This is a genomic window from Oligoflexus sp. (genome assembly GCF_035638955.1).
Classification (GTDB): domain Bacteria; phylum Bdellovibrionota_B; class Oligoflexia; order Oligoflexales; family Oligoflexaceae; genus Oligoflexus.
Genome location: NZ_DASQYZ010000177.1, coordinates 1 through 21,167 on the forward strand (window position 1 = coordinate 1; position 21,167 = coordinate 21,167).

The following is a 21,167-nucleotide window of genomic DNA, read 5'->3' on the forward strand; positions in this document are numbered from 1 at the left end:
TTGGGAACACAGAAAGATACCGCAAGGCTTTCAGATCAAAACAGGATCATTTTCCGAAGATTCGCGCGGTCGATGGTATGTTAATATTACCTGTGAAATTCCTGATGAGAACTGGTTTCAGGAACCTGCGCCCTTTGGTTCAGAGGCTGGCATCGATCCGGGGATGAAAACCATCCTGACGACATCTGATGGCACGTCCTATAGCCGGAAAAACATTACCCAGCGATATGCCCAGCAGCTTGCGAAAGCGCAAAGGCATCGAAAGAAGCGTCATGCCAAAAAAATCAACGCGAGAATAAAAAACTCGAGGCAGGATTGGAATCACAAAAAATCCTTTGAGCTGTCGAAGCAATATCAGACGATATTTTTTGGCAATGCTTCGTCTGGAAAGTTTGCCAGAACCCGAATGGCCAAAGGCGTCTACGATGCCGGCTGGCATCAGATAAAAACCTTCCTCTCATACAAGTCCCTGAGGCGGGGAGGAAGAATGCTCGAAATCAATGAGCGAAATTCCACGGTCACTTGCTCGGTCTGTCTTTTAAAGACAGGTCCGAGTGGACTCAGTGGCCTTGGTATAAGAGAGTGGTCATGCACTTGCGGAGCGGTTCACGATCGCGATGTCAACGCTGCAAGAAACATTCTCCGTCTCGGACATGAGACGCTGAGCCTTGGGCATATTGCCTGAAGCAAGGGAAGCTCCCTCCATAGCGGTACTCCGCTTGGAGGGAGAGGATGTCACAAAGCCGATTTAAACCAACAGCCGGGGCGATTGCCCAATTCATACTTCATATAACGCGTGCAGGTGTGCTTCGCTGAAATCATTTCGGCTTCTGCGCTATTGCGTTTGCTGCCGAGGTCTTTGCCGGGAATTAAATTGCTGTCAAAGTCCGCGGAGCACAGCGAACCCGCCATCATCGTATCCAAGCGGCATTGGCCATCCGGGTGACCGTTGTACATTTTGCTCACGATGGAACTGTCAGGCGTCGCCCAATCCACTTTGCTGGATCCTTTCGATCCAGCCAGGTCCGCCAGGGATTTGCTGGCCAGCATCAGACGATAGCAAAGATTTTGATCGTCCGTGTCGTTCCAGGATCGATCGCATTGAGCTTTGGGCAAAGCAGGGATGAGGGCACGGGCTTCGGCATTTTTCGAACGTTGGCTGCCCCAAAGGACTTTGCCGCAGCTTTGGGTCGCAAAATAATCCGACTGCCCTTCGTTCGAGGCCCAGGCACTGGCAAATGGATATCCGGCGACGTGATGTCCGAGTTCATGGCAAAGGACGAGGGTGAACGCATCCAGCGTGACCTCGGGTCGGCGGGCAAGGCCACCGTACATGTTCACGCTCCAAGTCCCGAAAAACTGCATGGCACTGGCGTTGACGGTGTTGTTGGTCCAGAGTCGCGCAATCTTAAGCTTCCCCCCGTGGACTTCCTAGATAATTGGGGCATAGATGGCTTCCACCTGGTCGATGACATTATTGAAGTCTTCTTCCGTTACATTCGCATCGCGCAGTAAATTGTCTTCGAGATGCAAATCATTGGGTGGGAGAAAATCACCAAAGGCCGGGGAAGCCATGAGCGGAAGGCACGTAAACAATAGCTTGCAATATCCTGTTAGCATCTTCTTCTCCTAACGAATTTAAAAATAGACCTGCTTATGCAACGACAGAGTCTTTTGATTGGCTGGTCAAAACAATTTACGATTGCTAAATTTTTGTAGCTTGTTTGTCGACTTTGTTTTCTTGCTACTTTTTCGTATTAGAAGAGAAGTGCGATGGGATTTCGTGTAGAGTCATTTATTTCTTAATGAAAAGTCTGTTTTTTCCGATAAGAAATCAGGAATACAAGAGGAGGATGCATGAAGCGCAGAGAGTTTCTCAAGAACAGCTTGGCAGGCGCCAGTGCCCTTTGTCTGGCGCCGGTGATGACCGCTTGCACAGCGCAGGACCTGAGCACGGCCCATGCCTTGAACCTGATCGACAAACTTAAAGCAAGCCCTCATCTGCGCAGCGTGGGGACTCAAACGCCTTATCAGATCATTATGCATTGCGTGCAGAGCGTGGACTGCGCCCTCGTCGGTTATCCGGAAATGAAGGCCAGCTGGTTTCAGCGTTCCATAGGCCAGGCCGCTTTCCATGCTTTTTCGATCATGGATACCATGAAGCATGATCGCACGGCGCCGATTCCTGGCATGCCGGCTGCGGAAGCCGAAGGTGATGTGCAGAAAGCATTGGCCCGTTTGGAGGTATCCTTTCGAACCTTGCAAGCGGCTGGCGAGGTGAAACCTCATTTCTTTTTCGGGCCTTTAAGCCATCAGGATATGGAGCGGGTGCAGGTGATGCATTTTCTCAATCATCTGGAACTCCTGAAGTGGAAACAAGCTTAGCCTAAAAAGGCCGGTTTTCGCTACTAGCCCGTCTCTCAAGCGACAAATCCCACAGATTCTTCAATATAAGTTTTATTGAGCTTGATCTGCAGTCTGATCGGAATGAACTTTTCTCCATTATGGCTATAGGGTTTTTGAAGAACAAGGTCAAATCCCCCTTTATTAGTCTCCAGGAATTTCTTAACAGCGCCCATTCCGACCCCTCTACCGGAGATCTCTGTCACCGAGCTTGCTGTCGATATGCCTTCATGAAAAATAAGCTTGGCCGCTTCCACGTCCGAAATGTTGAATCCGTTCTTGATCAAGCCAAATGCTATTGCTTTTTTAATCACACGGTCTATGGCAATGCCTTGTCCATCATCATAGATTTCAATAATAAGATCAGTGCCGCGAATGCACGCTGATACATGGATATTGCCTATTTCATCTTTGCCTTTTGCTCGCCTTATGTCTGGGCTTTCTATGCCATGATCCATAATGTTTCTTAGGATATGCACCATGACATCATGCAGAATGTTTTCACCTTCTGGAGTTATCCGGAACTCGACGCCACTTAAGTGCAATTGAGGATGGGGCTTGTTCAAGTCTTTAGCAAGTCTTTCGATGTCGAGAAGCGATTCTTTCAGGCATAGCTCAAGGCTGTGATAGTATCGTGATGTTAAAGTCTCATATAATTTAAGTCCGATTTCGTAGACTTCATCCTTTGATTTCTGGAGAATTCTGTTGGTTCCGTGGATGAGGTCTTTTACCGTTCCCCTATCGAAGCAACATGTTTCTGGACTGGTTTCGTTCTTCCATGAAAGCTTGTTTTCTGCGATCGATTTGTATTCAGTAATAATGCCGGCGATATTTTCCATGTCGCCCAGAAGTTTTCTTTGGTTCCAAGCGGATCTATCGTTAATGAGGTTGGAGTATTCTTGCTCGATAAGGTGCGTCCCATCTTTTATAAGTGACAATCCCAGATACCTGGCGTGCCCCTTGAGCGTATGGATATTGATAAACATAACTTTTATTGAAGCTTCACTGTATACCTGAGAATTCTTGATAAGCTTGATGTTTTCTGCAATGAAACTTTCTGCTTTATTCATGAATCTAAAAAAGTCTTCTTTGCTATGTGCAATGATATCCAGGATAATGTTATTCTCTCGTTCTGCCTTCTGACTCATATGTCTTAATTTGATAAGCTCCGTAACGTCCCTATAAGACAACACAATGCTATCAACTGTTTTGTCGTCATTGAGTTCATAGCCCCAATCAAGTGCAAGCCATATACTGCTTTTTTCGCTCGTATGATACTTCACCTCCCGGGGCAAGTGGTCTTGATTGACTTCAAAATTGAATTCCGACTCGCCCAACGCTGCTTCCAGGCAAGACCTGATTTTTGCTTTATCATCGTAGCCTAGATCAAATTTTTCAAGATAAAGTTCTTCAAAGTTTCTGCCTGAAATCTTGTCTTCGCCGATAATGGTGGTGGCTTCTTTGGAATGTTCGTTGCAAATAATAGAGCCTTCGCTGATTTTGATAATTCCCTGGTGAATGCTATCCAGCAGCGATCGGACCTCTTTGGTTTTTCTGCCAACCTCTTTCTCCAGATTTTCATTCATCGATTTTATCTTGTCAAAAAGAACTTCCTTCTGGTCCTGAAGTATTTTTATCTTGCTGGCCAGGGCGAACGAAAATAAACTGATCTCTGAAAGGGTGCCGACATGCATTGAATAACGCAACATCTCGTCGTATTCAGAGCCAATGAAAAGCCCATAATTCCTTAGCAGCTGTATGACAGATCCAACTAGAAAAAACATGAAGGCAAGCAAATAGTATCTGGCGTCTTTAGCGCCATTCCATACTCTGTAAATGGCAGCAAAAATGAGGAGTGGAAACATGAAAGCCATGACCAGCCTACTGATTCTTACTGCATCATAGGTAGCAAATGCGCAAACGGACAGAAACAGAAATGTATATGTGAGCCATTTCACAATGCGATCAATTCTTGGGGTTTCTTTCAATCGCAAAAATTTTCGTGAGAACTGACCCAAAAAATAAATTGCGACGGCATAGAGGGCAGGACCTAAATTCAACACAAAATCAGTATTAATGGTTGCGAAAAATCTGTAGAAATATCCTTCCAGCCAAAAGAAAAATATGCCTGCGGTCGATGAATAAGCAACGTACAAAAGATAGTGGTTGTTTCTTGTGGAAAAGTATACGAAAGCGTTGTAAATGCAGATGATGAACACTGCACCAAAATACATGGCTAGTATGGTTGCTTCAAGCCAATAATCCTCAGAAAATTTCTTTTCTGATTTGAGCTTCATGGTAAAAACGATGTCCGTGTAAGTTTCCACATATACGATGATTTTTGCCTGCCTGGATTTCTCGATTGAGATGGGCAGGACGGGTCGAATGTGCGTCAGGGGTTTTTCATAGCTGCCGTCGTCCATTTCACCTAGATGATGATGCCGAATGCTTCCATCTTGTATGACCCAAACATTCATATGTCTAAAATGTGGATTATCGAGTTCAATAGTAAAGCTTTTTTCATCAGACTCATTTGCAATATTGAATTCAGTCCATAAGGTTCTGTTGCTTTGATCTTGCGGAAATTTCTCAAGAGAGACGTGGGTACCACCTTCCACTGAAATAAAGTTATCTATGGTTACTTTCTGGTTTTCGCTGCCTGGAAAGGCAAACATCTTCAGTCTGCTGAGGCTATATTCGCTGTTTTGATCCTTGATAATTATTGTTTCCGCTGACGCCGGAGATGACAAGGTTTGCAAGGCGACACCTAGGAGAAAAAGCCTTAAGAGGGACCCTAGGTTAAACATGTATCCGCCATGAAGTTTGTGATTGATTTCCGCAGATTCCTTTATCGACACGTCACATCTTTGGTTTAATTGGTGGGGTTAAATAGAAGACAACCCAATCGATAATTATCTTTTGGTACATTGCATTAAAATTCACTTTTGCCCCAAAGCTTGGATAGTTTAAACGAGTCCTTTGGCGAAGCAGCAGTTCGACACAATGATAGTACGATCTGGTCAAAACCCCGGAGCGAATCGCAAGTTAATGAAACATCCGGAAACGGGGGTCATATTCGAGGCATGGCGGCGGGCCGCAACGGCTTCAAGCCCTACCCGCAGTAAGGCTCATGCCTGCTTTAAGTAGTGGTGGATAGCCTCGATGGTTTCGTGAGGAGCGCTGAGGTGCGGACAATGACCGGTCGCTTGCATGATATGGAGCTCGGATTCCTTCAGGACCTTGTGCAAATAACGCCCCACTGTTTCAGGAGCGATGACGTCCTTCGAACATTGTAAAATCAGCGAGGGCACTTGAAGTTGGGGCATATCCGATCGGTTGTCCGAAAGAAATGTCACGTGAGCCAAGTGTTTGGCAATCTCGGGTTTCGTGCTGCAAAAATTTTCGATCAGCTCTTCCGCAAGTTCAGGATGATCGGGGTTGCCCATGATGAGTGGTGCCATGGATTTGGCCCAGGTTTCATAGTTGCTTTCCACAAGGCGCAGCATGTCGCTGATGGCTTCATATGTGAAGCCACCGATGTAATCGTTCTCGTTGAAATAACAGGGCGACGGACCGACCAGAATGAGCTTGGAAAAAAGCCGGGGCTTTTTGATGGCAGCCAGAATTCCGATGATCGAGCTGACGGAATGTCCGACGAATATCCCGTCGGTGATTTCCAGTCTTTCGCCAATTTCAATCACGTCATCGGCATAACCTTGCAGCGTGCTGTATTTGCTTCGATTGTATTTCGATGTATCCGACTTCCCAGCGCCGACGTGATCGAACAGAATGACTTCATAATCCTGTTCGAAGGCCGGCGTGACCAATCGCCAGATCGTCTGATCACAGCCATAGCCATGCGAAAACAGGATGGGCTGACTGCCCTGGCCGCGAACGGTAACATTATTGCGATCGATGATATTCATGCAGACTCCACCGGGTGCTTGGGGATTTTCAAAACAAATCGGGTGTGGGGGCACTCGCGGTCGAGCCAAAGATCACCGTGATGATCCAGAGCGACGGCCCTTGAAATACTGAGTCCTAGACCGGTTCCATTGCCGATGGGTTTGGTCGTATAGAAGGGCTGAAAAATCTTGTCCTGCAGTTCGGGAGGTATGCCCGCTCCGCTATCAGTGATCCATATTTCCACGTCGTCACCGCGATCGTGCACGCCCACTTCAACCCACCTCTCCTGGAGATGCTCCACAGCATAGAAGGCATTATTCAAAAGGTTCAGCAGCAGCTGGAGCAGTTCAACAGATCGGCACGAGACCTCAAGGTGAGGCGAGAAAGGGGTGATCCTAAGCATGATATCGTGAGATTTAAAGCGAGCCGCACAAAGTTCCAGTGTGTCATCCACGAGCGCTCGAATCGGGGTGCGCAGGAACGGGTCCCCGTGACCCTCACGGGCAATGGCCCGCAGGGACCGAACAATGGCGGCGATACGATCCGTGGTTTGCCGGATATTCTCCGCCGCCTGAATCAGCCGCTCGATGGATGGCATATCGGGCCGCACCAGCTGGATGATCTGCCGGGCCCTGAGCTGAAGTATGGCCAGGGGATTGTTGATTTCGTGCGCAATGCCGCCGGCCATTTCACCAAGTGCTGACATTTTGGAAGCTGCTACGATTTGAGCGCGCTGTTCATTGATCAGCTGCTCGTTTTCCCTGCGCTCGGTGAGATCCTTTTCCACGCGGATAAAGCGAGTCCGCGTATTCAGGGCGAAATCCACGCGTTCTGCCGTGGCGACCACCCACACGATGCGGTCCGACCCATGCTGATAGCGATACTCGCAGTTGAAGGCCCGATCGTTTTGGATGAATTGATTCCACGCTTCCTCCACCATCGGGCGGTCGTCGCGAAATACAGCCTGCAACCAGCCGACACCAAGGGCCTGACGCAGACGGCACCCGCTCGTCTCACTCCATATTTTGTTAATGTAGGTACAGCGGCCGTCAATATCGGCCAGAAAGAATCCAATCGGTGCCAATTCCATCAGTTTGGTAAAGAAGATGGAATTATTGGTCAGCGATTGTTCCACAGCCTTGCGTTCGGTCACTTCGAAGGCGATGAAGTGATAGTGTCTCAGGCTGTGATCTGCATTCAGAATTGGCACGATAGTGGCTTCTGTCCAAAAGTGCATATGATTGCGGGCGACGTGACAGAGCTCGCCCTTCCACGTGATGCCACGACTCAGGATGGGCATGACGTGCTCGACAAATAACTTCCGCGACTCATCGCACAATAAATTATGAAAGGGCTGTTTGCAGATTTCTTCGTGGGCAAAACCAGAGACCCGAAGGAATTTTTCATTGGCATGGGCGAGGGCGCCATGAGGCTGGATCAGGCCAATCAGAGCGAACTGATCCACGGCATACTGCAGTTCGCGGATGCGTTCAAACTCGTCTTTTTGCAGATAATTCGCCAGCTTCGCGCTCATATTCCCGTCCGTTAGGAAACAGCAGTCGAAGCCTTGTACCATAAGATTTCATAGACGAATACTCTCGTATCACTGTTTACATTGCGTCTTGAATGATATTCCCCATGATCCCTTTAAGGCAAAAGATCTTCTTCCACATCGGTCGGCGAGAGCTGATATTCGACGTCCTCGTGATGAATGGAGGCGTACGACGGAGGCGCTGTGACAGGTTTCATCCAAGGCGCACTGAGCCAACCAAAAAACAAGCCAAGAGCAAAACCTATGGCGTGGGTACGATAACTGACCTGGGGTTCGAACTGCGTCGGGACCAGGACGACCAGAGAAAATGCAATAGCGCGCATGACGCGATGGGTCCAGCTGAGGTAATCCGCGTGGCGAAGAAAGAGAAAAAGCCACAGGGCTGCCATGAAATAAACCATGCCAGAGGCCCCAATCAAGCGGGTCTCGGGGCCATAGGTGAGCAAGGCCAGTGCACCTGTAAGCATTCCACCCAGCACAGAAAGACCTGGAAAAGCCCACAGACCAAAATAATTGCGCAGAAAAAGTCCGAAAATAAGAAAGAGTCCGCTGTTGGCTAAAAGATGAGCGATGTCGGCGTGAACCCACAGCGTGCTCATGAGACGCCATATCTGACCTTCTTCAAAAACGGCACGTTGGGTGGCGGCGAGATGGTTGACATCAGGATGCATCCAGGACCAGTAGGATCCGATGGAAAAGAGCACGAGGAGTAGCAAAGCCGGTCTTAAACTCGTGGCCTGAGGTCTTTGACCCAGGGGATGCTGGCGCAAGTCCGGTTGCTGGATCTTATCGTCCTCACGTTCTTCACCAAAATCAGGATGCAGAATGCGCGGCCGCAGGGCAGGGGCAGGGCGGGGGCGAGGCCATTGGGGGAGTTCAGATTCAGGGAGTGCCATGGTCAGATCCTTTCTAAGAAATCGGCTGCTTTCTCAATGTAAGACCACTTGGAATTTTGTCAAACCCGGGTCCCTCTTGTTATGATAGGAAGGCACCATCGCCGGGGGACCTTATGTTCTTCAATCCAAAAGTATCGGTGACTTACAATGTTCGCCTCAAACGGGCCCGGGCGCAGTTTCAGGTCGGAGAGTGTCTGAAAGCGCGCCGCCCACCGACCGATGCCCTGGATAAGGCTCGGGAGAAGCTCGAAGAGGAGCTGGAAGAGGGGCATATTGAATATTTTGAGGTCTTCGATAAAAAGTTTCAGGCCCTTTGGCAGCATGTGCGTACCCATGCCGATCAACTGCCGCAAGGTAAGGAAGTTCGCTTTACGTTAGCGCAGGGGGCGCGGGCCTATAGCGAATTGCTGGTGCAAAAGTCACGCGATCCATCCCAGCTGGCGCTGCTTAGCTGTCGATTTTCCGAGCGCCGGGCGAAAAGTCTCTTCTTCAGTGCCTTTGTTTTCCATATCGTACGCCAGCTTCAGGAACTCGGCATCCATGAGAAAGTGGATGGAGCCCAGCTGCGTTTTGCTTATCTCCTCATGAAGGCCGGCCAGCAGATTGAATTTTGGCCCCTGAAAGCGGCACCGCATGCCGAGATGTATCCCAAGCAGAAACTCCTGGTGGAGCTGGACCCGCTGCATCATTTTGTGTCGCTGCATATCTTCGACGCGCGGCTGCTCCAGGACGTGTCCAAATGCGATAAAATCTATCAGCATGCCTTCAATTCCTTGAAGGCCGATACCAGTTCCTTGACCTGGCTCAAAGATCATACGTTGGAAAAACTTCGCTCTTTGAATAACAAGGTTCAATCTCTTGGCTTTGCACTCCCGTACAGTCTGCTGATTGCCTATGACAGCCAGTATCGACTTGATACCGGAGACGTTCATGAGGATAAGCCGTCGGTCAAGGACGCAGGTGGCGAGGAACTCCCGCGTTGGAAAATGCGCGTGGGAGCTTTGATGCGCCGGCAAAAGAGTGACTACATCGAGCTGGGTGTGGATGAGTCGCGGATGAAGGCCGTGGTCAAGCAGATTCATCCCAAGGCCTTGGAAAAGGTGAAGGATCAAATCAATGCTGACTGGCTGCTGCATGAATGTCACAAGCAGGCGATTGTTTTCGGTTATGAAAACTACCTCGACATCGTGGTTGAGGCCCTGCAAACCGGCAAAAATCCAATTGGCATGTGCGTGGCCGAAGGACAACCCGCCAAGCCTGGACTGAAACCCTATTTGCATGAATGCTATCGGGATGCCCCTGTCTTACGCGAAGGGCAGACCGACCACGTGAGGGATCGGCAGAACACGCGTCTGGCTCGGGCGGGGCAGATGATTGCGGAAGTCCGGTACGATGATGGTATTCCCGGGCGCAATGTGTTCGGGGAGGATATTCATGCGGTAGGTTCGGCGTTGGAGGCCCGGATCAGTGCCGGCGAATCCGTGCAGATGCAGGGACCGGGCTCATTTGTGGCCACGCGTGATGGATTGATTGAGTGGGATGGGCACACTCTGCAGATTGTGCAAACTTATGTGCATCAAGGTTCGGTGAATCTGAGTTCAGGAAACCTCGCCTTTGATGGTGCCGTGGTGGTGAAGGGGGATATCGAAGCCGGAGCCACCGTGGAAGTCAAGGGGACCCTGCTGGTGGAGGGCGTGATCGGCCATGCGATCGTTAAGGTTGGAGGCGACCTTGAAGTCATGGGCGGCCTTATAACCTCGAGAGAGGGTTTGGTTGTTGTGGGCGGATCCTGCCAGGCGCAGTTTGTGGAAAATTCGCGACTGCATGTGAAAGGTTCGTTGATCGTTCAAAAATCCATCCTCAATAGTGAAGTCATCTGCGGGGGTCCTCTGGTGGTGCGCGATCCTGTTCGTGGCCTTATCAGCGGCGGGCACGTCAGCTGCTGGCAGGCTATTGCTGTGCGGCATCTCGGTTTGGCTCAAGGCCAAATCACCGTTTGCCGCATTGGAACCCACTATATCAGCGAAATTCGCTGGCAGCGCATGACCCGACGCGCGCAAGCTGTGCAGGAATATGGACAGGTCCTGACGCGGCAGCTCAAGGATCTGCCCAGTGGTCAAGGTCGCAAGGCCGCTGAGATTGATGCGCAGCGGCAGGCTCTGCAAAGCCGTCTGCAAAAAGCGGAAAGGATACTGCAACACATCGAACGCCGCCGTGATCTCCTGGAAAAACAGATGCAATGGAATCAGAATGCGACCCTGGTCGTCCGCGGTATTTTGGATCGCAGTGTCGAGATCCATGCCGTTGGCAAAAAGATTAAGTCGAGTCAAAACCTGCAGGGCGTTTTGGTGTCAGCCGCATCTTATCGCGGCTCGCAGATCCATGACATCAACATTTGGAATGAGTTTCAAAAGGCATGGCCTGAGGCGCGTTTGGGTGATGCATCCTGAATTCAGTTTTTCGAAACACCAACATCCTGCTGGATCTTGCCGGGCATTCTGGTTAAGGTGGGGCCGTATTTCACACAATCAGACATTCCATCCCGGAGTCACGTCATGCCTTTTGCACGACACCTTGCCCCCTGTCTGTTCGTCTGCAGCCTGTCTTTAGGTTGCGGCTCGCTTCCCAGCCCGGATGCCTCGACGTCCATCTATCAGGGCACGATCACCAAGGATCATGAATCCGTCGGCCTTTTGATTCGTGACGGCAAACTTTGGTGTTCCGCCACACTTATTGCACCGCAGCTCGCGCTGTCGGCAGGCCATTGTTTTGAGGGCAAAAGTGAAACGCCAGCTTCACTCTTTATCGATTTCAATCAAGGGGCCATTCGCACGCAGGTAAGCGAAGTCATCGTTCATCCGCAGTACTCGGATTGGTTTGGTCGTGTGACGAGCGATTTTGCGCTCTTGAAATTGGCTGAAAAACCGGGTCTGCCCAGCATGAAACTCGCCGCATCCGCACCGATTAAGGGCGAGCCCGTGCTTTTTGTGGGCTATGGTTATACGGATTCTTTGGCCAAGGATACGTTTGATGGCACCAAACGCATGGGAACGAACAAAGTGGGAACGGTGGACGCGAAGAAACTTTTCTTTCCCAAACCCACTGATGCAACCACCAGCCAAGTCTGTCGTGGTGATTCCGGTGGTCCTGTGTTTGCCACGAGGTCAGGTGGACTGGAGTTGATCGGTATTGTTTCGGGAAGCACCGAAGGCGCTGCGGCCAAAACCTGCCGGATCGAAGCCTACGCTGCACGGGTCGATGCTTACCTGGAATGGATTCGGATCACGGCTGGCTTGCCGCTGTAATCCGTTGGCAAGCAGGAAAAAGGGCTGCGCCCCTTTTCAAGGTGCGCAGCCCTGCATCAGAACTTCGTTTACTGCGAGATTGTTCCACCCAGCGTGATATCGGATCCACCGTCCGATGAGAAGAGGAAGATCTTGACCTCAGTATCGTTCTGCGTATCGTTCGTGGACTCAAATTTATTGGCACTTAAATTGCTGTTTAGAGCTTTGCCGACAAAGGTATTGCCGGACAGCGTGAGGTTAAAGTTCTGGGCACGATCCTGGGAATAGCCTTTGTTGAAGGTAAAGCCTCGGCAATTGTTGGCCAGAGCACAGTTGATCGTGTTGTTGGTCATGGTCAGCGTATCCGTGTCCCCGTCCATGGGTAGCTTGTAATACAGATCACACTTCCCGCTGCCCGTGCTGCACGTTATTGTATTGTTGCTGAATGTTGTTGTGGGCGAGGCGCTCGCTGACACATTAACCAGTTGATTGCTGACGGTCAGGTTGCTTGAACTGATCGTAGTCTGGCCTGTGCTGTAGTTTTGGTCGATAATGCGGCTGCAACCGCTGACAGTGAGGTTGGTGGCCGTGATTTGAGGGTTGTTTTCAACACTGAAAAGGGTGGTGCAGCTGGTGATTGTCCCACCGTTGATCGTGACCGAACCTGAACTGCCGATCTTAAAGGGTGTTAGAGCATTGGTAAAGTCGACATTGTTGATGGTGTAGTTGCCAGTTGTATAGATATACCAGCCGTAATAAGGCGTTCCCGTATAGCTGTTGTTTTCCAAGGCAAAGGTTCCCGACCCTGGCGCATAGATCGCGTGGGACGTACCTGTCCATTGAATCGTATTGTTCTTAATAATGGTACCGGTGGCTTCACCATACTGATAAAATCCAGCCATGATGGAGCCGGAATTGTTGGAAAAGGTCGTGTTGCCAATCCCGGTCTGCACCGCCAGTGCGGTTTTCCATTCGGTGAAAGTATTGTTGCTGACCACCAGATTATCCAGACCATACTTGGCGATGGATCCAATGCCTTCGGTGGTGCAAAGGCTACTATCAAAAGTATTGTTGGTGACGGTCCCTCCGTTGAAATTGAGATAGCCCGCCAATTGAAAGCGCGTGTACTGGATTACGTTTGAGGTACTGACGCCTGGGAGGGTTTTGCTGAGATCCATGGTAAAGCTCGTGATCCCAAAGGTGTTGCATGAGCTGGCGACAGGATCCTTGCGACTGATCAGCACCTCCTCTGTGGACGTTCCCTTGGACGTAAACACACCCTTTACAGTGACTGTTTTGTCAGCCTCAATATAGAGGCTGACGCCACTCCTGATTTCCACGTCACTGCTGAAGGTGATGTCATCCGTGATCAGATAAGGTGATTGCTCTTTGTAAAGAGTGACCTTGCTTGCATAGGTTGTATTGTGAATCAGGGTGTAAGCGCCCTTGTTAATCGCATCGGACGAGACTGTGGATTCGTAACCAGCATAGTCCTTGATTTTTGCATACACTGTTTTTGAACCGTTGCCGCTGCTGACGGCCCAACTTGTGCGACTGCTGAAGCTTTGCCAGCTCGCTCCGGTAAAATTCGCATCATTACTGAGCATGATCTGTTGAATGCCGGCCCCCGTATCGGTTCCCGTCACATCCAAATAAACCGCGGAGGTGGCTGTCTGAGCCCAGCCTTCCATGATTTTGACTTCCGAGATCAGTGGTACTTCGGTGTCGACAATCACGGTGTCAGAGAAGGGAGAGCTTTCGAGACCATTCAAATCCGCAAACGTCACATAAAGATTTTTTTCGCCATCGGAGTCAAAGGTCCATGAAATCTTTTTTTCGACGGGCTTCCACGTCGTATTCAGAAAGGTCGGATCGGCCGATACCTTCATCAGAGCCGCGTCCCCATCATAGTTGAGGCTCACTTCGACCGTTCGCGATGTTCTGATCTTCCGATCCTTGCCGCCTATCGCCGTGGTGAGATCATGCTGCAAACTGATACCGCCCTCGGGCCCCAGCGCCAAGGACAGGGGCACGCTGCCAAGGTCTGTCAGTTGATTTGAGGTGACGGTAATGACTTCGAGCGTGGTGGTGGCAAAACCGGTATGCTGCATTTTCAGAGTGTACGTGCCTTCAGGCAGGCCTTCCAATAAAAAGCTGCCCTGACTATCCGTCTTGGCAATGAAATCAGTGCCGGGCACATAAACATCGGAGCCAGCCAGTTCCAGGTTATTGGGGTTATCGAAAAAGGTAATAAGGCCCGTGAGCCGCCCGGTTTTCTTAAGTTTCTGTTCGCCAAGATCGGTTGTTTCCAGCGGTTTGACTTTGATCTCATCAATCTTCACGCCGTATTCGGCAGCCGCAAGGCCGGTGCCGCTCGCCGAGGTCACAAGCACGTTCAAGGTTCCAGCCGGAGCGCTTTCAATCTGAAAACTGCCATCGCTTTTGGTCTTGGTCACCAATTCCGGATGATCCTGGACGGTGACCGTTGCCCCGGCCACGGTCGTGGCGGGAGCCCCGTCATCGATCTGAAGCTGACCGACTATGATACCTTTTTGTGTGGCATCGGCGCTGTTGACGATGGTGTTGCGCTGGGTGGTGTTGCCACCACAGCTCATGAGCAGCAAAAGGCAGAGGAACGTGCCTGGCATGGACCGCATAAGGTGACCTCGTCTGTTTTTTTGACGAGTTCATTATAAGAGATGAACCGGGGAAAGCCGAGGTCAAATATCCTGCCGGGTAAGAACGAGTTCGTGTCACGAATCCAGCTGGTTTTCCTAAAAATGTGGTTCAGGGGCAAAAGACCTCCGATTATTTCTCCTCAAAAAGTCAAGCCTCTGTCGGAACTTTTTACAGGGACGGCAGGAACGGAAAACGCCAGCTCATTGTCCTTATGCAGGCAGGTCATTTGCCTCGAACAACCGGGACACTCATAGAGAAGACACTTGTAGGACTTTACGTAAGTCTTTGGCTCAAAAGCACCTGTGTGTTTCGCTGCTGGTCGGCGTCGTGCTGTGGGTCGATCATCGCTGCCATCGTAGCTAAAGCATTGCTGCAGACTACTCCACTGTATATTTGTCAAACCTGCTGATTGTTCCTAGGTATACCGGAATTTTCTGGTGCGAGTATTCTGTTGTTTGAGTCAGCAGGAGTTCATATACGGCAGATGACGCGTAAGTGAAGATCTCTGCGGAAATCATCCCACATTGTTTGGGTTGTAGGAAAATGCCCAGAAAGGACAAAATATGAAACACAACCATGGACACCAGCACGGAAAAAATTTGACAGGGGTCTTTGATCGACATTCCATGTTTCGTGGGATAACGGCATTCGCTGCCGCCATCCTTGTCATCCCGGGAGCGTTCTCTGCAGAAGATAAGCAGATCAAGGAGGCATCACCGTATGTCGCCGTGAATGAGCCTCTTCCCACACTCACCCTGGATCAGCCGCTTCCTGAAGGTTTGCAGCAAGGACTCGTTTGGATTCAGTACAGGGTTGAAAACGTGCGGATCCTGCCGGTGTTTGGGGAGGCAGCCAAAAATGTTTTGCCGCGCATCGGGCATCTTCATGTTCACGTCGATGACGTACCCTTCTGGTGGGTTGAAGCGAGCGACAACAACACCATAGACATTGCCGGGCTCCCGGTAGGACAGCACAAGGTCAAGGTTGTCCTGGTGGATGCGAATCACCAGCCCTTTCCCGGGCAGTCCAAGACCGTCACGTTTGATTTGCCCAAGCAACTTAAACAGTGATGGTTAGGAAGAAAAAGTGGATGTCCGTGACTGTGCCAAGGATTTGTCGAGATCGCCTGGTACAGATGGATGCCCTGTCTTTGCTGGCGGCCGTTATTTAATGGCCTTTGATCATCGAGCGCCACGATATCGCGGGCGACCAAGATCTGCGAAGCGACGGTCAGAAAGAAGATCAGGCAGCGGGGCCCTGGCATTTTGTCCATCCAAGCAGAGTCTGAAAAAGCTGCTTAGGCCGCTTGTTGAAAGTCCAAGGTCTGTAACATGGGAACCTGGGGCGGCAGTATAATGACGAATTCAAAGCGCTGGTGATGAGGCAAAGAACCCTCACCTAAAAGGCGCACCGCAATCGTACCACGCAACCTTTCGATACAACCTCGAACAGCATCCATGCCTACTCCGCGTCCAGAAATTTCGGTCACAGTTTTGGCACTGGACACGCCGGCCATGAAGATGGTTACTGCGACATCGTGATCACTGGCTGCTTCAGTCACAAGTCCTCGCTCCAAAGCCTTCTTGCGCAGAACCGCTAAATTCAAGCCACGGCCATTGTCAAAGTAGACGATTTCAGTCTGTTCAGGTTGAAATCGAATATCGATCCGAATGCGTCCTTCATCGCCGAGCATAAAGCCGTGATCCAAACTGTTGCGAAACATGTGAACAAATATATCCTCAAACAGATTGAGGTGATCAGGATCGACAAAAAAGTCACCCCCCTGAATCTTCACTTCCGGTGCCGATTTGTTAAGTTGTTTGGCGAGACTTGGCAAGGAATCGATAAGAGGAATAATGGCCTTTTTCAAGCTATTGGTATTCAAGGCGTCGAATTTCTGTAGCATGGGGTAGTACTGATGTTTCTTCTTTGGGTTCAGGCCCGACCAGACGTCGCTCATCATCTTCGAAGCCTGGACTATCAGATTCTCGGTTTCAGCCACAGCCCCACGCTTAAGCTTATCATCATGGATATTCTGATAGAAGCCAATTTTCGTTTCAATTTTAGCCAGAGAATCAAAGCAAAGCTTAAGGTGTTCAGACTTGAGCTTGTTCGCATCGACTGCAAAGAGATCATTCTCAACTTCATGCACCAGGGCGGATAAATCATCGAGTTTATAGGTCCTGGCATTGCCCTTGATAGTGTGGACATTGCGCAGCAACACTCGCCAGGACTCCGCCGACAGGTCCTCGTCAACTTTCTGTCGTGACTCTTCGATGAGCAGCGAAGATGATTTGATAAAGCGACGAAATTTTGAAGCCGATAGGTCAAGAATTTTGCCGATAGCCTCCAGCACTTCGCGTTTTTCTTCGGCTTCCTGTTCGATTTTCTTCATCTCACTCACATCACGAATGGCGACCAGAAGGCGATCCACAGCCCCTTCCTTGTCTTCAATAGCAGCCCAATCGATTTCAAGATGCTTCGCCAAATGCTTAGTTTTATAGATAATATTCCTAGGTAGGAGATGGCTGTTGGCTTCGAATTGAAAGCTTGGCTCACCGACCGCCGATGCAACGGTAGTATCCATCAGGGAATGGGTTTCATGGTTCATCTCGGCGTGACTGAACAGCAACGTGCTCAATGATTTATCGCCCAATTCCTCATGCTCAAGGATTTTTTCAAGGAACGGTGAATATTGCGAATGAATGGAATAGCTGCCATCGATCTTACAAATACCCTGATTCAAGTTTTCCAGGATAACTGTCATACCTTTGGTTTGGTTCCAGAGCTCTTCGGTTCGCTCGCGAACTTGCTGCTCGAGCTGGGTATTCATCACTTCCTGCAGGCGGTTGGTCTCAACTTGTGCCTTCAGAGCGTCTTCCTGAGCTCGCTGCATTTTTTTGTTCGTGTCATTGATCTTGTCGCTGACGCCCAGCGACATCAGCACAGCTTGAATAACGAGGCTGATCTCAACTCCATAAATGGTGAAGAAACTGACGGGAATAACGCCTAACTTTTGCAAACCAAAGGCGATTGAACCGATAAGAACCAGGGTCCAAGAGTACACAAAATACCGTGCCGGTCGGAAGCCTTTGGTTCTGCTGTAAAAGCTGATAAGGATAATGGCAAAGGCCGTCAGCAAACCAACCAGTGTGTAAACCTTTATGAATCGATAGGGCAAAAAGAACGATAGGCAGACAAACAAAAAGTTAAGGCCTATAAAACTCCGCGTCACGTAGCTCAATCGGCGGTATTGATGCATTGGCAAAAAGTAGTGGGCATTCGCCATAGCAGTCCCGAAGACCAAAGGCACTGTCAGCCCCACCGCATACTGATTCAATGCCGGTGAATGGGCAAACATATATTCGAAAGAAAAGCCATTGACAGTCATTCTAAATAAAAATTGTGAAGCAAGAAACAGCCCCATCCACAGCACATCTTTCTCTCGACTATTTAAGCTCAGCAGAAGGTAATAGGTAGCAAGAACCAGCATGAGAAGGTTGACGCCACCCATATAGAACTGAATATCGTGGTCGGCCAGGTAGATACCTGCCAAGTCGCGGAAGCGCATTCTGAACTCTGAAGCACCATTCGTTTGCAGACGCAGATAGAAGTCTTTCTGCTCGCCTGCAGCAAAGGGCACCTTGAGATACATGAATCGATTTTTCAGATCTCGCTTCCCGAAATCGTGGCTGTTGCCCGTTTCCTGATGGGAGTAGGTTCCGTCTGGATTTGAAACATACAGGTCGACGTCTTTGATCAAGGGATATTCGAGCCCGAAGTACCACTCCACGCGGTGATCAGCTTGGTTTCTTGCAGAGAATCGATACCAATAAGCATGTCCGGTAAATCCAAAATTTGGGTCTTTGGCAGTTTCTTGACGAAAGCCGTGGTCGTTCCATAGTTTTTGCGCGGCAGCTAAATCGAGTTCTTTACTGGCATCTTCATAAACAAAACTCGAGGGTCCGATCACGATATCTTCTTTACTGGCATCCAGCAGGATAGGATTCAGTGCCGTCGCTTCGCTCAGGCCTGAACAAAATATGAGAATCCATAGAGACACCAGCATTTTTATCATATTGAGGAACTCTCCAACTATCAGCATGTCGGTCTGGGGGAGCCCCTAGTAGTAGCGGCTCAAGCTTTCGATGTCTCTTTCGGAACCTTGCCGAAAATCTTTTAGCTATGGGTGTACAAGATGAGTTAAAAAAACCACAAATTGCCTGGCTTTTTAGTCTCGATGCAGACTGCTGCCAGCTGCTTTCAGAGTCAGCTAGCAAAGCTAGCGGCAGTCCGTATAGATGCATGAAAGCAGGGCCCCGGAAAGAATGCCTACGATTTCAACAGACCTTGATTGCAAAGGCTTTCACGTGAGAGGCGATTTTGAAATTTCCCAATGATTTTAACTTCAGCTTATTTTATAATCATTCTTTCCGGGGCCCTGACGATGCGCCCGAAACCAGCAATGTTGACCGCAAAAGGATTAAAACTTCCGCTGACTTATAATGATCCGCGCTGTCTTCAGCGTTAATCTCTGGAACAAGAAATTGGATGATCGTCACGACGATCATCCATTAGCTACCGTACACAGGATCCAGCACAGGATCAGCGGACCGTGAGATCAATGGAGGAGTAACTCACGTAGGGTTGGGTCACACTTCCATTCCGCCCAATTAAGCATATCCGATAATCGCCTGACACGGGCGACGTCGTGGCTAGAAAATCTTCAGCAAGTTTCATGCCCGTCACGCCCTGAGACACAGGTCGGAAGTCAGAATAACCGGCTCCTGATTTACAATTTACGCTCTCCGCTCGGCCAAGTTTAATTTGATATTCGGTTACGCCCTTTCCAGTGACATTGAAGTTAACGCCGTTAAAATTCGAAACACGCGCAGCCGGTACTGTGGAAACTGTTGCCACAACACTCTTATAGATCGTGTTCAAGGTATTCGTATCACCCTGGCTAAGCGGCATCACTTCATTGCGAGCATTTTTTCCTAAAAAGGTGGCAGTAATTCATGATTGACGAGGAATCATAATCGCCCAGCTGAATTGTTCCCGGCTCACCCAACCCCGACGTTTGATCCAGAGTGCAATTTTGATCATTATCCCGACGGTTCATCTCGTGATGAAGACCAACGATGTGGCCGAATTCGTGAACGGCTACGTTCCGCAGACAGTTTGATGTCAGAAAACTAACGGGGTTGCCGGCTGAATCGGCGCAGCTATGCCCGACACCAAGCGAAACAGTTTGTGCACTGGATCCAATCTTATCCACCGCTGAGCTGCCGCTATTCACAAAGCGTACACTTATCGCGGCACCTTCGCTGCAGTCTCGGCTGACATTAAAGCTTAAACCAACTTTACCGAACTCGGTATTTATGCCTTCAGTAATGATATCTTTTGCCGTTTCAATGGCAGGGGAAACTTGAGTAAAGCAGACACTGATACTCCTGGATCTCCAACGATCATCCTTGCTGGAAGCATAACCTGACTGTTTCGAACTCTCACTGGCACCGCAACCGAGTGCCAAAAGGGGCCAACCAACAGAAACCAATCGCTGATAGGACTTCATCTTTTTTCTCCCTCTAGTCTGAACATCGTGGCAGACATTTACTCCTGAGCCCAGAAGTGGCGCGGGCCCAGAGACAACGTGCTCCTTGCATCGCACGGAAGTTGGCTAGCCGTCCAGTCAGTTGCACGAAGCAGATTGGGAAAGGTTACCGTGAAATAAACTAATGCTCATGACGGAATTCCAGGTTGAGCGCTGCTATTCTGTGAAAGGGAAAATTTCAACCCGGCCCATCTCATGGACAAAATATGCTTGGGGTCGACACGGCTAGCGGGGAGAGGCGTGAGGGAAACTGCGGCATAGGCTATTCAAGAACAAGAAATCGACTGGGGAAGCGGCAAGGTTCTTGCCGCCTCCGAGTCCACCGAGGCTTTCACTTTTCAAAAGCAACGGCACCATTGCAATAGAGCCATTCGGACCTCTGATATCCTGGTGTACAGGAAGTGGAGTACGTGCTGTCGGCTTCCGTCTGATAAGACTTGCCGTCGAGCTTGATCATATCCACCTGAAGATTACGTCCACCGTCTCGACCGCCGTCGTTGACGAATTCAACCTGGATGCTACCGATAGCCGCAGTTTTCGGATGATTGTAGCTGAAGGCCACAAATTTTCGCGAGGCTGCATCGCCCTTGACATCAGTCCAGGTGGCAACCGGCACGTTATCCACCAGAAGGCGCATGGTAGGATAGACACCATCGACAGCTTGCCCAGCGGCATAGACGACTATGTTTGAACCATATTCATAGGCGCCAGCGTCGGGGGCGCCGACCACAGGTGCGCGTCCTGTATATTCAGGTTCATAGCCGAGTAAAAAATCTATTTCTCCTTTTTTCTATCCATCATGATTCTCGACTGCACACATCAACGGTCTGCAT

The 21,167-nt window shown here is 49.8% G+C and carries 16 protein-coding genes; 5 read left to right on the forward strand and 11 right to left on the reverse strand.

Annotation, left to right across the window (positions count from 1 at the left end):
- Window positions 1-685 (forward strand): transposase (locus tag VE954_RS16595; protein WP_324954717.1); only part of this gene is annotated, 685 nt, incomplete at its 5' end.
- 50 nt (window positions 686-735) lie between these two features.
- Here VE954_RS16595 and VE954_RS16600 read toward each other — a convergent pair.
- The gene (locus VE954_RS16600; RefSeq protein WP_324954719.1) at window positions 736-1,335 is read right to left on the reverse strand and encodes a hypothetical protein; all 600 of its coding nucleotides are present in this window, start codon (window positions 1,333-1,335) and stop codon (window positions 736-738) included.
- Window positions 1,336-1,431: 96 nt separating this feature from the next.
- On the reverse strand, window positions 1,432-1,620 hold the full coding sequence (locus tag VE954_RS16605; RefSeq protein ID WP_324954721.1) for a hypothetical protein: 189 nt from the start codon (window positions 1,618-1,620) through the stop codon (window positions 1,432-1,434).
- Window positions 1,621-1,857: 237 nt separating this feature from the next.
- Here VE954_RS16605 and VE954_RS16610 point away from each other — a divergent pair, with 237 nt between their 5' ends.
- The gene (locus VE954_RS16610) at window positions 1,858-2,385 is read left to right on the forward strand and encodes a DUF1569 domain-containing protein (RefSeq protein ID WP_324954723.1); all 528 of its coding nucleotides are present in this window, start codon (window positions 1,858-1,860) and stop codon (window positions 2,383-2,385) included.
- Window positions 2,386-2,420: 35 nt separating this feature from the next.
- Here the strand turns inward: VE954_RS16610 and VE954_RS16615 are convergent, their stop codons facing one another.
- The 4 genes from VE954_RS16615 to VE954_RS16630 form a co-directional block, all read right to left on the reverse strand.
- Window positions 2,421-5,162, reverse strand: a complete 2,742-nt coding sequence (locus VE954_RS16615; protein WP_324954725.1) for a 7TM diverse intracellular signaling domain-containing protein — start codon at window positions 5,160-5,162, stop codon at window positions 2,421-2,423.
- 369 nt (window positions 5,163-5,531) lie between these two features.
- Window positions 5,532-6,329, reverse strand: a complete 798-nt coding sequence (locus VE954_RS16620; protein ID WP_324954727.1) for an alpha/beta hydrolase — start codon at window positions 6,327-6,329, stop codon at window positions 5,532-5,534.
- Window positions 6,326-7,843 (reverse strand): PAS domain-containing sensor histidine kinase, encoded by a 1,518-nt coding sequence (locus VE954_RS16625; protein ID WP_324954729.1) that lies wholly within the window; start codon window positions 7,841-7,843, stop codon window positions 6,326-6,328. Before VE954_RS16625 ends, VE954_RS16620 begins: the two co-directional genes overlap by 4 nt.
- A 113-nt stretch (window positions 7,844-7,956) precedes the next feature.
- Window positions 7,957-8,757 (reverse strand): rhomboid family intramembrane serine protease, encoded by an 801-nt coding sequence (locus tag VE954_RS16630; protein WP_324954731.1) that lies wholly within the window; start codon window positions 8,755-8,757, stop codon window positions 7,957-7,959.
- A 113-nt stretch (window positions 8,758-8,870) separates the two neighbouring features.
- Between VE954_RS16630 and VE954_RS16635 the strand changes: the two genes are divergently transcribed.
- Window positions 8,871-11,207 carry a FapA family protein gene (locus VE954_RS16635; protein WP_324954733.1) on the forward strand — a complete coding sequence of 779 codons (2,337 nt, stop codon included), beginning with the start codon at window positions 8,871-8,873 and terminating at the stop codon, window positions 11,205-11,207.
- 105 nt (window positions 11,208-11,312) lie between these two features.
- On the forward strand, window positions 11,313-12,062 hold the full coding sequence (locus VE954_RS16640) for a S1 family peptidase (protein ID WP_324954735.1): 750 nt from the start codon (window positions 11,313-11,315) through the stop codon (window positions 12,060-12,062).
- Between the two features lie 68 nt (window positions 12,063-12,130).
- Here VE954_RS16640 and VE954_RS16645 read toward each other — a convergent pair whose 3' ends face one another.
- Window positions 12,131-14,698, reverse strand: coding sequence for a carboxypeptidase-like regulatory domain-containing protein (locus VE954_RS16645; protein ID WP_324954737.1), 2,568 nt, complete (start codon window positions 14,696-14,698; stop codon window positions 12,131-12,133).
- A gap of 585 nt (window positions 14,699-15,283) precedes the next feature.
- On the opposite strand from VE954_RS16645, the gene VE954_RS16650 reads away from it, so the two are divergent.
- The gene (locus VE954_RS16650; RefSeq protein WP_324954739.1) at window positions 15,284-15,790 is read left to right on the forward strand and encodes a DUF6130 family protein; all 507 of its coding nucleotides are present in this window, start codon (window positions 15,284-15,286) and stop codon (window positions 15,788-15,790) included.
- Window positions 15,791-16,017: 227 nt separating this feature from the next.
- Here VE954_RS16650 and VE954_RS16655 read toward each other — a convergent pair whose 3' ends face one another.
- The 4 genes from VE954_RS16655 to VE954_RS16670 all read right to left on the reverse strand — a co-directional run bounded on the left by VE954_RS16655 (window position 16,018) and on the right by VE954_RS16670 (window position 21,064).
- Complete coding sequence (locus VE954_RS16655; RefSeq protein ID WP_324954741.1) at window positions 16,018-18,798, reverse strand: 7TM-DISM domain-containing protein; 2,781 nt, start codon at window positions 18,796-18,798, stop codon at window positions 16,018-16,020.
- Between the two features lie 527 nt (window positions 18,799-19,325).
- Window positions 19,326-19,694, reverse strand: a complete 369-nt coding sequence (locus VE954_RS16660) for a hypothetical protein (protein WP_324954743.1) — start codon at window positions 19,692-19,694, stop codon at window positions 19,326-19,328.
- Between the two features lie 4 nt (window positions 19,695-19,698).
- Window positions 19,699-20,295 carry a M12 family metallopeptidase gene (locus tag VE954_RS16665; protein WP_324954744.1) on the reverse strand — a complete coding sequence of 199 codons (597 nt, stop codon included), beginning with the start codon at window positions 20,293-20,295 and terminating at the stop codon, window positions 19,699-19,701.
- A gap of 370 nt (window positions 20,296-20,665) precedes the next feature.
- A complete protein-coding gene (locus VE954_RS16670) occupies window positions 20,666-21,064 on the reverse strand; it encodes a carbohydrate-binding domain-containing protein (RefSeq protein WP_324954746.1) in 399 nt (132 codons plus the stop codon).
- Between the last annotated feature and the right edge of the window lie 103 nt (window positions 21,065-21,167).